8 protein-coding genes and 1 pseudogene are annotated in these 16,444 nt (G+C 58.4%); 4 read left to right on the plus strand and 5 right to left on the minus strand.

What is annotated here, in order from left to right:
• Positions 1-63 precede the first annotated feature (63 nt).
• The 4 genes from CI603_RS00750 (at position 64) to CI603_RS00770 (ending at position 7,675) form a co-directional block, all read left to right on the plus strand.
• Positions 64-954, plus strand: coding sequence for an ABC transporter ATP-binding protein (locus tag CI603_RS00750; protein ID WP_259465432.1), 891 nt, complete (start codon positions 64-66; stop codon positions 952-954).
• Between the two features lie 11 nt (positions 955-965).
• Complete coding sequence (locus tag CI603_RS00755; protein WP_183122179.1) at positions 966-3,659, plus strand: ABC transporter permease; 2,694 nt, start codon at positions 966-968, stop codon at positions 3,657-3,659.
• 445 nt (positions 3,660-4,104) lie between these two features.
• Positions 4,105-4,989 carry an ABC transporter ATP-binding protein gene (locus CI603_RS00765; protein WP_259465433.1) on the plus strand — a complete coding sequence of 295 codons (885 nt, stop codon included), beginning with the start codon at positions 4,105-4,107 and terminating at the stop codon, positions 4,987-4,989.
• 10 nt (positions 4,990-4,999) lie between these two features.
• Positions 5,000-7,675: an ABC transporter permease gene (locus tag CI603_RS00770; RefSeq protein ID WP_147438252.1), complete on the plus strand. Its 2,676-nt coding sequence runs from the start codon at positions 5,000-5,002 to the stop codon at positions 7,673-7,675.
• A gap of 19 nt (positions 7,676-7,694) precedes the next feature.
• Here CI603_RS00770 and CI603_RS00775 read toward each other — a convergent pair whose 3' ends face one another.
• The 5 genes and pseudogenes from CI603_RS00775 to CI603_RS00795 all read right to left on the minus strand — a co-directional run.
• Entirely contained in the window at positions 7,695-8,384 is a 690-nt protein-coding gene (locus CI603_RS00775) for a response regulator transcription factor (protein WP_121912651.1), read from the minus strand.
• A gap of 317 nt (positions 8,385-8,701) precedes the next feature.
• Positions 8,702-11,479 (minus strand): sensor histidine kinase, encoded by a 2,778-nt coding sequence (locus CI603_RS00780; protein ID WP_121912652.1) that lies wholly within the window; start codon positions 11,477-11,479, stop codon positions 8,702-8,704.
• Positions 11,480-11,948: 469 nt separating this feature from the next.
• Positions 11,949-12,932 (minus strand): ribokinase, encoded by a 984-nt coding sequence (locus CI603_RS00785; RefSeq protein ID WP_121912657.1) that lies wholly within the window; start codon positions 12,930-12,932, stop codon positions 11,949-11,951.
• 53 nt (positions 12,933-12,985) lie between these two features.
• Positions 12,986-14,023 carry a LacI family DNA-binding transcriptional regulator gene (locus CI603_RS00790; protein ID WP_121912653.1) on the minus strand — a complete coding sequence of 346 codons (1,038 nt, stop codon included), beginning with the start codon at positions 14,021-14,023 and terminating at the stop codon, positions 12,986-12,988.
• Between the two features lie 477 nt (positions 14,024-14,500).
• Positions 14,501-16,444 (minus strand): annotated as a pseudogene (locus CI603_RS00795) (chromosome condensation regulator RCC1); the annotation flags it as partial.

Below are 16,444 nucleotides of genomic sequence, written 5' to 3' on the forward strand. Positions count from 1 at the left end.
TCTCCAGTGGCGGACAGCATCTGACTGGTCAGGCGGAAATATTGTGGTGGGTAAAATGGAAGCATGAAACATGGAGCAAAGACGAGGACGTCTTCTGATTTGTCGTCCGGTGCGGGGAAACCGAGGCAGATCGCCCAGGTGGCCATCAAGGCCAAGGGACTGACCAAGGACTATGGGAGTGGGGAGAACCTGGTCCATGCCCTACGGGGTGTCGATGTCGAATTCGAACGGGGCAGGTTCACAGTCATCATGGGTCCCTCCGGGTCGGGCAAGTCCACTCTCATGCATACCTTGGCCGGCTTGGACACCGCTACCTCCGGACATGTCTACCTGAACGGGACCGATGCTGCCGGGGTGAAGGGCAGTCGAGCCAGCCGCCATGGAGGGCGGAGGGGAGTGGTCGACCTGACCAAGCTCAACGACAATCAGCTGACTCTCTTGAGGCGCCAGAGCCTGGGCTTCATTTTCCAAAGCTTCAACCTCCTGCCCATGTTTACGGCCAAGCAGAACATCCTCATGCCTCTGATCCTGGATGGGGCCAAGCCAGATGCAGCATGGCTGGACGTTCTGGCCAAGACCCTGGGCTTGGAAGAGAGGCTGAGCCACCGGCCCAGCGAGCTTTCGGGCGGTCAGCAGCAACGTGTGGCCATCGCCAGGGCCCTCATTACCAAACCTTCCATTGTCTTTGCAGACGAACCCACCGGAAACTTGGACACAGCCTCCTCGACGGAGGTCCTCAGCTTCCTGAGGGACTCGGTCCGCGAGCTGGGACAGACCATCATCATGGTCACACATGATGTTTTTGCGGCCTCCTTTGCCGACCGCGCTCTGGTCTTTGCGGATGGGCGAATCGTGGCAGACCAGGACAGACCCACTGTGGATTCTATGAACGCACTGCTCTCCGAGGAGGTCATGGCCTCCGCGGCTACAGCTGACTCGGCTGCTCATCGCTGAGGGTAATGCTTATGTTGTTCGTTGCCAGAAAAATGATGCGGCATGACCTGGGCATGATGATTCCCGCGGGCATTGCCATTGTCGTCGGAACACTGTTTATTGCCATGACCTTCCTCTTCGGAAATACCATGGACGTTTCCATGCGGCGGATGGTCTCATCCGATGCTGCTCAGGCCAACTACGCCATCATCCCTGCGGAAGGGAGCCATCCCGATCATAAGAGGGTGAAGGACTTCAAAACCGAGGAGCTGGCAAAAGTCCCAGGCGTTCACGGAGTCAGATCAGACACGCAGCTCATGGTGGATGTTCGCGCCGGCAAGATCAAAAGCGAGAGCGTGATTGCCATTCCTATGGCGGATTCATCGTTGATGCCGGTCGGTTTGTCCAAGGGATCCTGGCCCAGCGCTGATGACCAAGTGGTCTTACCCGGGCCGACTGTTTCCAGACTCAAGCTCTCCCTGGGTGACAAGGTGAATTTGAATCTGTCGCCTAATATGCTGTATATTTCCGAGGACCTTGGGCCGAAAGGGCAGGCCAGCGCTGACCAGGTTGCGGGCAGATTCATATCGAAGCCCCTGACCTTGTCGGGCGTCAGTTCGAACCAGGGCAACGAGGGCGGCGAGTTTGGCGAGTCGGGCGGCGCAATCGTGCTGACCCCCAAGACCATAGATGCTTTTATGGCCACGGCAGGTCTTGGTGAAATGGGTAACCTGTATGCCCAGAACGTTTACCTGAATGTTGGCGGGCAGGGAAGCGACCTTGATGGGAGTCTGGCTTCTCTGCGCAGGCTCATGCCTTCCGGCTATTCCCTTGAAGACCGTCACACCATGGAGGACAGACTGGTCAAGACCGCGCTCGGTGGTTCCCAAAACCCCGTGACCACCTTCCTTTTGGTCTTTGGCACACTGGCCATGTTCGTTGCTGCCACCGTCATCGCCAACACCTTCCAGGTCATGGTTGCTCGGCAACGTCGCTACCTGGCCCTTCTGAGGACGATAGGCGCCAATAAGAGCCAGGTCAGGGCCAGCGTCCTGATTCGTTCCATCATCCTGGGCGCTGTGGCATCCTTGATCGGGGTCGGCGCCGCCATTGGCATCATGGCTATTCTGGGTGCAGTTAAGGCTCATACGAATTCCCTCTACTTCCAATTGAAGCTGACTCCGGCGGTTATCTTGGTGCCTCTCGTTTTCGGCATCGTCGTTACGATCTTGGCCTCCCTCAACTCCTCATGGGCCGCCACCAGAGTCAGTCCTTTGGAGGCGCTGAGGCCTGCTGATCTTCTGGAGAACAAACAGACGAGCAGGATACGTCTGTTTTTCAGCGTTGTCATGATTCTGTCGGGCATCACCATGACTGTCTGGTCTCTCTGGCAGGTCAGGCTCAATGTCACGGGAGACAAGGCCGGCAAGGCATCTGGAGACGGGCCGAATATTGTTGCTGTCATAGCTGTCATCGGCATTATCCTTGCCTTCCTGGGCATTTTGTTCAGTGCCAATCGTTGGATTCCTTTCATGCTCAAGGGAATCGGGTCCCTGGTTTCGCGGGTTGGGCCCTCGTCCACAATTGCCGTGGCTAACATCGCGCGGAATCATTCCCGTGTGGCGGCAACAGGTACCGCCCTCCTGATCGGCGTGACACTGGTCGCCACGCTGATCACAGGAGCCGCTAGCGCCAAGCAGACTATGGCCGACATGTTGGATGAGCACTACTCGGTCGATTTGCAGATCAGCGCTGATGGTCTGGATGCCAAGGCTCTGAACGACATTCGACGGATCGACGGGGTTGCACAGGCCGAGCTGGTGCCCCAGTATGCAGCCATGGTCAAATCAGGCGGTGAGAACGGGGCGGGAATGACTATTTTCGCCCTGGATGCGCATAAGATCGATCGTCTTCTGAACTCCAAGGTCGGCAAGGATCTTTCCGGACCGGATGCCCTGCTGCTTCCAGAAAGCCTCATGGACAAGCAGAAGGATTTTCACGACGGCGGGAATCTTGGGCTCAATATTCTCAGCCCGATTCAAGGCGACGCTCATGGCGGATCCACGTCGGTGGCTCAAAGACTCTTCGTAACCAGCATCTATGCGCCCTACCAGGGGATTGATGCCAGCAATTTATATGGCATGACCGACTCATCCTTGCTAAATGGCGTTCAGCCTCAGACCGTGCAGATCTGGGCCAAGGTCGATGGTTCACCAACAGTCTCAGCATTCATTGACAAGGTGAAAGACGCGCTTTCTGGTTATTCGGCTGTTTCCGTCAAGGGTGGTCTGGCTGAAAAGCAGCAGTGGGATCGGACCATCGACAGCCTGCTCATGATCATCCTGGCTCTCTTGGCGGTTGCAGTGGCCATCGCCCTGATTGGCGTGGCCAACACGCTTTCCCTCTCGGTACTGGAACGCAGACGGGAGTCCGCCACCCTGCGGGCCATCGGGATGACCCGGAAGCAGATCAGGCGGTCCCTGGCTGTGGAGTCAGGGTTGATAGCTCTGGTGTCGTCCTTGTCTGGCATGGTCCTGGGCCTGCTTTTCGGCTGGGCTGCAGCCTATGAGATCTTCTCTTCTCTGGGTACGGTGGCTTTCCCGATTCCCTGGTCCATTGGCCTGGTGATTCTGCTGGTGGCGCTCGTAGCGGCGGTTCTGGCAAGCGTCCTGCCTGCAAGGCGCGTCAACCGGACTCCGCCGGTCGTGGCTCTAGCAGAGGAATGACGACAAGCAGTCAGATCGCATCAGAGCCAGCCAACCTTCACCCAGGCGCACCTTGGTTGGCGCCGGGAATGAATGATTTATTCTGCCAGATGATGTTTTCCTTGAGGCTGCTTGTAAGCGAGCCGGCTTGATCGCGGGGACCTCGTTATTCTCGTAGTCGATTAAGGGGATCGAGGCAATTGTTTCAATCCTCTGGTCTGATGGATCCATGTCTTTAGGCTCATTGTCTTTTGTGCTGAACATGATTTGCTTCATCTCCGCATAGTCCATCCCCGCCGCCCGCGTTGATTTGGATGGTGCCAGCCTAACAGGAAGAGTTCTTTAGTGCACTCATCCGTAAGGATGATTATCTTCATCGCTCCTAGGGAGCATATCGCTGCAGCCGATAGCCGGATACGGTCGGAAGCTGACGGGAGAAAGGCTTCCTCGCGGATAAAGGAGCACCATGCAGAACAAAGCGGATACTTCGTCTTCACAAGGTTTAATCGACAAAGCAGTCCCGGGTGTCGCGGGACCGCCGGCCGTCAGTGCCAGACAGCTGACTAAGGATTATGGGCAAGGTTCGAACGCCGTCCATGCCCTGCGCGGAATTGACGTGAATTTTGAGCAAGGCCGGTTCACTGCCATCATGGGCCCTTCAGGTTCGGGCAAATCAACACTTATGCACGTTCTGGCTGGCCTGGATACTGTCACCTCTGGCCATGTCTATATGGCCGCTGATCTTCTGCATTCGAAGAGCGGAGATCGTCACCATCCATCGATTGATCAGGCCGGCCGAGTTGACCTGACACGACTGGACGACCGTCAGCTGACTCTGATCAGGCGGAGGCATCTGGGATTCATCTTCCAGAGCTTCAACCTATTGCCTATGTTCACTGCCAAACAGAACATCCTCATGCCGCTGGTACTGGACGGCGTTCGGCCTGACAGCTCGTGGATGGAGCAACTGGTAGAGACCCTCGGTTTGTCGGAGAGGCTGGACCATCTTCCCGGTGAATTATCCGGGGGGCAGCAGCAACGGGTCGCCATCGCCAGAGCGTTGATAACCAAACCCGGTCTGGTCTTTGCGGACGAACCGACGGGCAACCTGGACCTGGCCGCCAGCACTGGTGTTCTGAAGTTCCTGCGTGATTCCGTGCGCGAGCTGAATCAGACCGTTATCATGGTCACTCATGATGCCTATGCCGCATCCTACGCAGATCGTGCGCTTGTCTTTGCCGACGGACGGATTGTTTCGGACCGAAAAGATCCGACAGTGAAAGCCATGAACGATCTTCTGGCTGAACAAGTCCCGGCTGGCACTGCCGGCGATTCCCAGTTCCAGGACTAAGGGGTGCATTGTGTGGCGGATAACTCGTACGATGATGAAGCGCGATGCACGTATGATGATCCCGGCTGGTCTGGCCATCGTGATCGGCACCCTCTTTATGTGCCTGACGCTCCTTTTTGGCAACGTGGCGAATGCCTCCATGCGTCGCGAAATCAGCATGGATGCAGGTCAAGCCAACTATGCTGTGACCTCCAGAAGGGATCAGGACAAGCCGATCCTGCTCGACGAATTCGATGGCAAGGGGCTGTCGAAAGTGCGCGGTGTTGGTGGTTTGCGCCCTGATGTCGACCTCATGGTGGATACGGAAGCAAACGGTCATTCCAGCAAAGGGATTCTGGCCATTGTGGGTGCCAGGCAGGAGCTTATGCCTATCGATCTGGATCGGGGGCAATGGCCTGATTCAGATGATCAGGTTGTGCTGCCGCATTCCGTCGCCAGCAGGCTCCAGGCTGGTCTGGATGATAAGGTGCGCCTCCATCTGTCCTCGGTGATGCTGCCAGGTAGTGATAGCGATAGTGCTCAGGATTCTTCAAATAAAGAACGCCTTGTTGACCAAGGCACTGTGGACTTGACCATCTCAGGCATAAGCAAGAGCCATGGGGGAAAGTACGACGATTTCGGCGGAGCTGTGGTGCTGACGGGTTCTCGGATTGAACGCCTGCTGAGTACGGCGGGATTGGTCGGACCGGAGTCCCTTCCTGTGGGAAACATCTATCTGCAGGTTGATGGCCAGGGCAAGGAACTCCAGAACACTCTGCAAAATATCAGTCGATACATTCCCGACGGATACCAGCTGGAGGACCGTCGTGCCATGGAGGACAGACTGCTCGGTGAGCAGACCGGCAATGGTGTGAACATCATGACTGTTTTCCTCATGACTTTCGGTGTGCTGGCCATGGTGGTGGCCGCCTTGGTGATTGCCAACACCTTCCAGATCATGGTGGCCAGACAGCGCAGGTATCTGGCCCTGCTGAGGGTTATTGGGGCTGATCGATGGCAAATCAGGGCAGGCGTGTTGCAGCAGGCCCTGTTCCTTGGCGTTATATCTTCCCTGGTCGGCATCTTGTTGGCTATGGGATTGATGGGCCTTGCCGGTTGCCTTGGTTTGCATTCGGGCACCATGAAGCTTGAACTCCTGCTTACACCTACAGCCCTTCTGGTTCCGTTTGTGCTCGGCGTTCTGGCAACCTTGGTGGCTGCCTTTGGGTCTACTCGTACGGCTATCAGGGTCAGACCGCTTGAAGCCCTGCAACCAGTGGATCATCAGGAACAAGGCAGCAGGAAGCGGACCGGTTTGTGGATCAGCATCCTGCTGGCAGTCAGCGGCTTGGTATTCGTGATTTGGTCCTCTTGGCGCGTCACAGAGCTGGTCAGGACAAACTCTGGCGATACGGTCCAGACCAGTAATCAGCAGGAATTATTGCTAGGTCTTGCGGTATTGGGTGTTTTGCTGATTTTCCTGGGTGCGCTGATGGGTGCGCGTCGATGGATTCCGGCTCTTCTGCGTTGTCTGGGTGGACCTGTGTCCCGGATTGGACCATCTTGCAGGGTCGGAGTGGCGAATATCGCTCGAAATCCCTCACGAGTCGCTGCCACAGGTGTTGCTCTGCTGATCGGTGTAACCCTGGTTTCCACTCTGGCTACAGGTGCGGTAACCACTAAACGGACCTTGGCCAAGGATATTGATCAGCGTTATTCCTTGGATATTGAAATATCCGGTCAGGGGCTAAATAAGAATAATGTGCGGGCCATTGAGCGTGTCGAAGGTGTTGCTGATGCAGAGCTTGTGCAGCGGTTCAATGCCGAGGTCGAGTCAGGAGGCCCCTCACAAGATTCCATGACTGTCTATGCCTTGGATGCTTCACGGATTAGGCGTGTGCTCCATGCCAATCTGGGTCCAGGTACGCAAAGGTCGGATGCAATGCTGGTGTCGACCAGAACGATTTCCAAGCATTCCGGTTACCGGGATGGAAGTCAGTTGAAGTTGTTGATAGCTGATCCTCAGGCGGACGATGAACGTGGAAAAGAGACAAATGCAAGAAGAACACTGACTGGGGTCTTTGCCGGATTCGGCGGGCTGGATACCAGTGGTGTCTATGCAATCACGGACTCTCAAAATGTTGCCGGGATTGACACCAAGACGCATGAAATCTGGATCAGGACGCAGGGAGATCGCGATGCTGCACTGCTCTTGGATGACATACGTCAGGCTGTTGGAGAGCATGACGACATGGCTATGAGCGGAGGGCTGACGCAGAAGAGGATATGGGGTGAAAGAATCGATTCCTTGTTGGCAATCATGGTGGCATTGCTGGGCGTTGCCGTCATTATCGCCCTCATTGGGGTCTCCAACACTTTGATGATGTCGGTGCTGGAGCGCCGTCGTGAGACTGCCACGCTCAGAGCAATCGGCATGAGCAGTGTCCAAGTTCGCCGATCCTTGGGAGTCGAGGCCTGCATGATTGCCCTAGGAGCCAGTCTGGCTGGAATCGTTCTAGGAACGCTATTCGGATGGATAGGAGCTTATCAGGTCTTTGTGCCTTTAGGGTCCGTGACCTTCACCGTGCCATGGCCGGCTTTTGCGCTGATACTGCCAGTGGCCTTGCTGGCTGCTGTGGTAGCAAGTGTGCTGCCAGCCAGGGAGGCAGTCAAGGTTTCACCTATTGAGGCGCTCAGCGACGATTGATGCCGCCTGACGGCCGGGTTCATACCAGGTGGTTTTCGTAAGCGAAGACCACCGCCTGGACGCGGTCGCGGGCATTGATCTTCTGAAGAATGTGAGTTACATGAGTTTTCACTGTGGGCAGTGAGATCCCCAGATTGTCGGCGATCTCCTGGTTGCTCAGGCCCTGGGCTATGTGAACCAGGACCTGCAGCTCACGATCAGTGAGCAGGTCCGCCTCGGGATCGCGATAGATCGATCCCGATTGCACGGACCCGGTCGCAGGCATGTCATGGGCCATATGTTCGATCAGGCGTTTTGTAGCCGAAGGAGCGATAATCGCATTGCCCTGGTGAACTGTACGGATGGAGGTCAGGAGGGTTTCAGGCTCGGTATCCTTGAGCAGAAATCCTGATGCGCCGGCTTTTATAGCCGCCATGACGTATTCGTCAAGATCGAAGGTGGTTAGCACAATGACCCTGAGCTCAGGGCGGTTAGGTGACAAAGCAGTGATACGGCGGGTGGCTGTCAAACCGTCCATGCCGGGCATGCGGACATCCATGAGGATCACATCGGGCCGCAGGCGTGAGGCCAGATCCACTGCTTGCTCGCCGTCCGCGCCTTGGCCGACCACGGTCATATCATCCTGGGAGCCGATGACCATGGCAAAGCCAGCTCGGACCAGATCCTGGTCGTCCACGATGGCAACGCTGATGGGTTCGGTCCGTTCCATGACTGCCTGCTTCTTTCCGCTATATGGTGGCCAGCGCCACCATCCAATTTTATCTGAGTTGAGTCTTGCTTGGAATTACAACTGGATTTAATTTGGAGCCAGTGTAATCGCTGTCTTATTGATTGTTGATTGAGTAATTGTTGGCTAGTGACTGTCGTCGGAGAGACTTTCAACTGGTGAAGTTATGCTCGTCAGCAATCGATTTCCGGAGTGTCTAATCTTCGGGTGCGTGATTTATGGAGTGCTCAATTTTCCGATTGTGCTGATTACCTGGCACGGTCGTTTTCTTGTTTGTTATCCACAGGAGGTGCTCATCATCAAGAACGCCCACGCCTGGAGTCTGGGTGGTCCTGTTGGTCTGATTGTGCATGCTCTGGTTCCTTATCCTGTTGCGATTGTTGCGAATAGTTGTCAAGCTGATCATCAAGATCTACTGGCAGGGGTTTGGCTGGGTGAAGAGCCGGTATATGTGTGTTTTTACGGGTGGGCTCGCCCATATGGTTCCTGTCTGAATTGAGGCTCTTGTTTGGGGAATCGCCGGTGTCAGTGTTTGAGCGTAAACCGGTGCTGGAACTGTGACGCAGGACGGTGAGCAGTTGTCGCATGCGAGCCAGGGCCTGGCGTCCTTGAGAAGCAATGTCACCGAAGGCTTGCGCTACCTGCTCTGGGGGAGGGTTCACCCCTTTGACCTGATAATGGTTCAACTCGGAGATGGCTTTGGTAGTGGATGCAATGACTGTATTCAGGGTTGCGGCCACTTCTACCTGCATGGTAGAGCCAATGAGTTCGCGCTCTTGATTGGCTGCCAGAGCCTGGCTTTCCTGCAGGGTCTGGTTTAGCGCGCGCTCGCGTTCCTGCTGGAGGAGCAGGACCGAACCACGAGTGCGTCGGCGTGAGGCAATCAGCATGGTCAGCAGACAGATCAAGGCCGGTGCGGCCATCACTATGAAAAGTGTCAAATGGGATTCAGAGAAAGATGATTCTGCCGGGCCTTCTATCATGTAGGCCAGAATGGTTGGACACCCTTGGTTATTGGCTACACATCTGACAGCCCATAAAACCGTATCCGTGATGACCGCCAACGGAACCCACCGCCGGGTGGTGTATTTACCGTAAACCATTGCTGAATAGACGGCGACTGGGGATAAGACTGCAGCTTCTGGCAGCCAGGGTGAGAAGAGCAGCAGCAGGGCGGCAACTGCAGACACTATGGCGGCGCAAATGCCGGGACGGACCCTGCGCACAATCAGAGGCAAAGCAATACCTAGCGTGGCGATGATTCTTACTGGTCGGCCCGGATCATATTGTCGCGTGACAGGTGCTATAGCAAGAGCTTGACCTGGATTCTCTACCAGTACGAGTCCGATTACCAAACCCAGGTCGGCCGTCAATGGATGGCGTTGAAACCAGACGAAGAGCGTGGAGACAATCGAGCGTAGGGACCATTGAGCTTGTCGATTGGCACGTATCCCCGCTTCAGGGTCGGATTGTGGCGGAGTGGCAAAAGGAATCCACGCTTGGAGGTGGTAACCGCCTTCTGGTTCGGGACCAGTTTGAAGGTTGCCTCCAAGAGAAGTCAGTCGTTCGCGCATCCCTAAAAGACCGAAACCTGAATGCGCAGGTCGCTCCATCTGTGGCGGAGAATCTGAATTGGTAGAGGAATGGTCAAATGGGCGGTCGTCAATGGTTAGACACAAACCGTCCGTGAGCCACTGTTCTTCAACTAGCACAGACGAAGCCGGAGCGGCATGCTTGCGAACATTGGTCAATGCTTCTTGCAGCACCCGGTAAGCAGTTATGGCGCGGCTGCGATCCAGCTTTTCTGGGCAGGGTCGGCCTTCAATGCGTCGGCTGAATTGGGATTTCGGCTGAGCAAGTCGGGCGGCATCTATCAGGTCTGACCATGATTTATAGCTGGTCGGCGGATTGTTTGAAGAGGTGGTAACCGAGGGACAGGTACGCGCATTGTCGGCCGTATCCATGTTGGCCTTGGCAGTGTTGGCAGCTGGAATCTCTTTGATTGTGTGAAGATGGTCGCTGGCTTGGCTCGGCTGAGTGCAATCTGTTCCGGCTGGATTCAGATTATGAGCGTTCGCGGATTGACTAGCGGAATTCGTTTGGGCAGTTGCTTGAGATTGGTCAGGCGGCTGAATATGGGCTGGGTCCGTTGGTGGTGGGGAAGAAGAGTGTTGGCCTGGAAGAGAATCAGCTGTCTTTTGGCTGGTTTCGGGTGCAGGGTTGGTTGGAGTCTTGAGTTTGCCGAAGAGCGAGCTCAGCTCACGTAGGGCGCGACGGCTCTCTTGATCGATGGTGCGCATGGTCTTAAGAGCAAGGTGCGCATCGGCAGTGGCTGCGTACCTGCCGGCATCTGCCTGCACAATGACAATGGACAGAGTGTGGGCGACTACATCGTGCATGTCACGCGCTATGCGGGCCCGCTCAGCGCTGGCAGACAGGGCCGCGCTTTGCTCTGCCTGCAGGGCCAAGGCGTGGTTGCGTCGCCGGGCCTCATCAATGGCATCCCTTCTGGTCCGCGTCCAGTAGGCTGCAACGATGGCTATGAGTAGCAGAAGCCCCTCGATCAGTAAATTCGATAGGAAGGTGATTGCCAGATCTTTGAATGAGGTCGGCAACATTGAGATGTGGTCCGGCCACGTCTTGCCTGGAGGCAGAAACCCCAAATCGACCAATGTGAAGATAAGGCAGGATAGGGGCGTCATGACCCAGGCCACAGTCAGATAGAGTCGGCGCCAGGATGGACGTCCGTAGAGCAGACAGGAATAGACCATCACCAGGCAGACTGCGTCGGAGAGCATGATGGCAGGTCCCAACAGGAGCTGAGCCAGAGCCACAGCGACGAAGAGCCCGGCTGCTACGTTCGGGAATCGGCGACGGATAACGACAGGGGCTATGAGCAGGACCGTCCACATCAGGATCAGGTTTTCCTGCAAGGGGATCAGGGCCCCATCTCGTAGATTGGCGCTGGAGCCGCTCACCAGCAGAAACAAAAGGATGGCGAAGAGGGCGTCAGTCAGTAGCATTCGATTATTGGACCTGGTGATTGGTCGCTGCGCTGTTTGACTGACTGTGTTCATGGAATCAACAATATTCGGGGACAGCGGGAGGTGCCATCAGTCCGAGGGATGATGAGGTCAAACGTGGTCCCAGGCTGTCGCAAGGTGGATGAGCCGGAGCAGTTGTAAGATGTATTTAACACTGGCGATAAGAACAGATTCAGTGCTTGAATTCAGTTGGCAACAAAAGCGGATTTAGGACTTGCTCTCAGTTGGCAATGAGTCTAAATTCCACATTTGCACTCAACTGGCAACAAGTATGCATCCCATATTCATCCATCCAGCCTCTATCGCACAGATACCAGTCAGGCCGACGAATCGTCGTGCATTTTTCGCAACGGTTCATCGGCCTGACAACGCAGGGGAGGGAGTCAGCAGCGCTCTACCTGTCTAATCGTTGGACCCTGACCAGCGGACCCTGGTTACAAGACCCCGGTGGTCAGGATTCCGATGGCTCGACCTTGATGGCTCCGACCACGAACGCCCAGACTCAGGAGAAACGTAGCCTAATCTGCTCGGCCGTGCCGTAGGAGGCCTGCGCCCCCTGCCCGGTGGCAGCGTAGGCGGAGACGTAGGAGGCCAGCTGGGCGGCCTGCACCAGGGTCATGTCGGAGGCCAGGCCGGCCAGCACGGTGCCCATGAAGGCATCCCCGCAGCCAGTGGTGTCCACGGCGTCCACATGCACGGCGTGAATCCGGTAGGTCTGGCCATGGTCCAGCACCATGGACCCCTCGCCGCCCAGGGTGACGATGGCCCGATGGAAGCCGAAGTCCTGCATGGTCTGGTTGATCCGGTCCCAGTCGGCCCCCAGCCAGTCGCCGTCCTCGGGCTCGTCGATGCCCAGCAGCTGGGCCATCTCATGCTCGTTGACCAGGATCAGGTCGGAGTTGGCGATCAGGTCGGTGGGCAGGTCGGCGCGGAAGGGGGAGTCGTTGAGCAGCACGGTCATGTCGGCCTCGTGGCCCATGCGCGCGGCCTCGGTGACCGTCTCGATGGGGCTCTCCAGGCACAAGCCCAGCACCTTGGCCGAGGTCAGGGCCTGGCGGGAGCGGTGGGCGTAGTCCACATCCACCTTGCCGTTGGAGCCGGGGGAGTAGACGATGGTGTTCTCACCACGCGCATCCACGGTGATGACTGTGGTCCCGCTGGCTCCTGGAACGGTCATCACATGGGAGACGTCCACCCCGGCGTTGCCCAGCTGCCCCAGCAGAAAGTCGGCGTTGGAGTCGGATCCTACGGCCCCGAAGAGCCTGACCTGGGCGCCGATGCGGGCAGCGGTCGCCGCCTGGTTGGCTGACTTGCCCCCGGGAAGCACCTGCAGGGGACCCCCGTTGATGGTCTCGCCGGGCTTGGGCAGCCTGTCGGTGTTGACGGTGTAGTCCGCATTCATGGACCCGACCACCGAGATGGATCCTGTGATGGTATCCAGTCCCTTGAGCACCTGGTCGGATGCCGCCGCCATATCTTGAATCATGTTTCTCCGTTCCTTGATGAGCTTGTCCGCTTTGATGATCACGCTGTGGAGGTTCAGGGATCCTGGCCGGTGTGCGCGGGCGGGCGCCCCACCGAGGCGCAGTGGCGGTAGCTGGTCTGCAGCCGGACCGACCGCACGGGCGAGCCGGCCATCAGCTGCAGGAGCATGTCCACGCAGCGGGTCCCCATGGTGTCGATTTGCTGGGAGATGGTCGACACTGCCGGGGTCAGGATGCGGAAGACGGGCAGGTCGTCGAAGGTGATCATGGACAGGTCCTCGCCGATGCTGATTCCTCGGGACTGGGTCGTTTTGATGGCGCGTATGGCCTCCAGGGAGGATCCGAAGAGCACCCCGGTGATTCCCTGCCGGGCCCAGAGGTGGATCATGTCGGGGTCGAAGGTCCCGGGCTCTACCTGGTCGGCCAGGGGGTCGTCCATGCCCTCGATGCCTGCCAGCAGGTTCCGGTAGACGTCCAGGCGTTCCTGGAAGGTGGCCGATTCTTTGAGAGGGCCGGGCACCAGGGTGATGCGTCGGTGGCCCCGGGTGTGCAGATCCTCAAGGGCCTGCCGCAGGCCGGGTTCGGGGTCGGCGTCCACGCAGGGGATGGTCCGCCCGTCGCGACCGGCGGCACCCTCGGCGGCACGGTCCACGCAGACCAGGGGCAGTCCGCGTCTGGTCAGCTCTTCCAGAGTATGTGAGGAACGCGGCCCGGGCACGATGATGGCTCCGTCAATGTGCTGGCCCAGCAGATTGCGCACCTGGGCCCGGTCTTCGCCTGGGTCGCCCTGGATTGAGGTGCAGATCAGGGTCTGGAAGCCGTGGTTGAGCAGCTGGCCCTGGATCAGATAGGCCAGGTCTGCGAAGTAGGAGTTGCGGATGTCGGGGATGAGCAGGCCGATGGTGCGCGAGTGGGCGGAGTGCATGGATCGGGCTCGGGAGTCCGGCACATAGTGCAGGTCGTGGATGACCTGGTTGATGCGCTGTCGAGTGGCAGGGGAGATGCGCCCGGAGTCGTTAAGGGCTCGGGAGACCGTCGATACGGAGACACCGGCCCGTTGGGCCACATCCCTGATCGTCGCGTACGCCATCATGGCCTTTCGTCGAAGTGGTCGGCCGCCGGGCCGGACTGCCTACCTCGGCGGTTGCCTGACCGCCGCCATGGGCAGGCGAACGGTTCTGACAGCCTTCAGTTATATCAGTGCGGTAACGATACCGCAACTTTTACAGCATGGCCCGTCAAGGCTTGGCTATGAGTGAAGGCGGGCGAGGCTGAATGCTCGAGGATGAGGCTGTTGTTTGCGCGAGTATGCTGGGGTAGGGAGATGAACAGCGGCCGGGCTGGCTGGGGGCTGTTAAGCCTCCTGACCGACCTGGCCGTGTTTCCTCCTCTGCCAGGCAGGGGCGGGGGCGTGCATGCCTGCCCTCGGTTTCCGCCTGCGGAAGTGTGGTGAGGCGCGGGAGGGAAGTGTTGGCTCTCTTGGGGTTTGAGCCTTAAGTGACACTTTTCCTCCCCGCTCCCCATATATGGGCCGGGGGCGTGGGGATTGATACGCCGCCCCCGGCCGTTCTCACCCGTGCGAAGCAAGTGAGAGACTATGTGTTTCCCTCCGGTGGCGGCGTGATGCCAGGACCCCGCCCATGCCGGTCATGCCGGTGGCCAGGGCGAGCAGGATGCCTTCCCCCCCAGCATTGGGGAGCACACCTGCGGGAAGGTACGTGTATTGGAGGGAGGTGTCCGGCGTTTTGGGTGCGCCGCCCAGCGTGTAGTCCACGTTGACCGTGACCGTGCCCGGCGCGTGTGCGGACGTCGTCACGGTCACGCTGCTGCCATCGCCGCGCGTCAGCCCTGATGCGGGGGTCTGGTCGAATCTGACCCCGGTGATCACCAGCTGCAGGTTGAACGACACCGGCACAGGAGCAGGATTCTGAGCTTTACTGTTATATTGCCCTGTGGGAATGCTGTCGTTGCCGAGCTGGCCATTCTCGTTGTCCCCCCAAGCGTAGGCGTTGCCGTCGCTGCCTACGGCTAGCGAATGCTGGTATCCGGCGCTGACCTGTTCGGCTTGCAGTCCTTTGCTCTTGTCCTTGGGGCTGGAGGGGTCGCGCACGCGCATAGGAGCAGGATTCGTGTCACCCCACCAGATGGCGATGTTGATGCCGAGCACGCCCTTCTGGTTGGACCCCCATGCGTAGGCGTTGCCGTCGCTGCCCACGGCCAGCGAATAATTGTTCCCGCCGCTGACCTGTGTGTAGGTGAAGTCCGCGGGAGTGTCTGCAGGCGACATGACTTTGACCGGCGTAGTCCGGCGGGTTGTCGTCCCGTCGCCGATCTGGCCAGTGTCGTTATATCCCCATGCGTAGGCGTTGCCGTCGCTGCCCACGGCCAGCGCATGATAGCCTCCGGCGCTGACCTGTGTGTAGGTGAAGTCCGCGGGAGTGTCTGCAGGCGACATGACTTTGACCGGCGTAGTCCGGCGGGTTGTCGTCCCGTCGCCGATCTGGCCAGTGTCGTTATATCCCCATGCGTAGGCGTTGCCGTCGCTGCCCACGGCCAGCGCATGATAGCCTCCGGCGCTGACCTGTGTGTAGGTGAAGTCCGCGGGAGTGTCTGCAGGCGACATGACTTTGACCGGCGTAGTCCGGCGGGTTGTCGTCCCGTCGCCGATCTGGCCAGTGTCGTTATATCCCCATGCGTAGGCGTTGCCGTCGCTGCCCACGGCCAGCGCATGATAGCCTCCGGCGCTGACCTGTGTGTAGGTGAAGTCCGCGGGAGTGTCTGCAGGCGACATGACTTTGACCGGCGTAGTCCGGCGGGTTGTCGTCCCGTCGCCGATCTGGCCAGTGTCGTTATATCCCCATGCGTAGGCGTTGCCGTCGCTGCCCACGGCCAGCGCATGATAGCCTCCGGCGCTGACCTGTGTGTAGGTGAAGTCCGCGGGAGTGTCTGCAGGCGACATGACTTTGACCGGCGTAGTCCGGCGGGTTGTCGTCCCGTCGCCGATCTGGCCAGTGTCGTTATATCCCCATGCGTAGGCGTTGCCGTCGCTGCCCACGGCCAGCGCATGATAGCCTCCGGCGCTGACCTGTGTGTAGGTGAAGTCCGCGGGAGTGTCTGCAGGCGACATGACTTTGACCGGCGTAGTCCGGCGGGTTGTCGTCCCGTCGCCGATCTGGCCAGTGTCGTTATATCCCCATGCGTAGGCGTTGCCGTCGCTGCCCACGGCCAGCGCATGATAGCCTCCGGCGCTGACCTGTGTGTAGGTGAAGTCCGCGGGAGTGTCTGCAGGCGACATGACTTTGACCGGCGTAGTCCGGCGGGTTGTCGTCCCGTCGCCGATCTGGCCAGTGTCGTTATATCCCCATGCGTAGGCGTTGCCGTCGCTGCCCACGGCCAGCGCATGATAGCCTCCGGCGCTGACCTGTGTGTAGGTGAAGTCCGCGGGAGTGTCTGCAGGCGACATGACTTTGACCGGCGTAGTCCGGCGGGTTGTCGTCCCGTCGCCGATCTGGCC

Source organism: Bifidobacterium sp. wkB338 (assembly GCF_003688325.1).
Lineage (GTDB): Bacteria > Actinomycetota > Actinomycetes > Actinomycetales > Bifidobacteriaceae > Bombiscardovia > Bombiscardovia polysaccharolytica.

Excerpts from the sequence above, each read along its gene's own strand:
- CI603_RS00775 (WP_121912651.1), bottom strand. The coding sequence starts at position 8,384 with ATGGAACGGACCGAACCCATCAGCGTTGCCATCGTGGACGACCAGGAT.
- CI603_RS00755 (WP_183122179.1), top strand. The coding sequence starts at position 966 with ATGTTGTTCGTTGCCAGAAAAATGATGCGGCATGACCTGGGCATGATG.
- CI603_RS00780 (WP_121912652.1), bottom strand. The coding sequence starts at position 11,479 with ATGAACACAGTCAGTCAAACAGCGCAGCGACCAATCACCAGGTCCAAT.
- CI603_RS00785 (WP_121912657.1), bottom strand. The coding sequence starts at position 12,932 with ATGATTCAAGATATGGCGGCGGCATCCGACCAGGTGCTCAAGGGACTG.
- CI603_RS00750 (WP_259465432.1), top strand. The coding sequence starts at position 64 with ATGAAACATGGAGCAAAGACGAGGACGTCTTCTGATTTGTCGTCCGGT.
- CI603_RS00790 (WP_121912653.1), bottom strand. The coding sequence starts at position 14,023 with ATGATGGCGTACGCGACGATCAGGGATGTGGCCCAACGGGCCGGTGTC.
- CI603_RS00765 (WP_259465433.1), top strand. The coding sequence starts at position 4,105 with ATGCAGAACAAAGCGGATACTTCGTCTTCACAAGGTTTAATCGACAAA.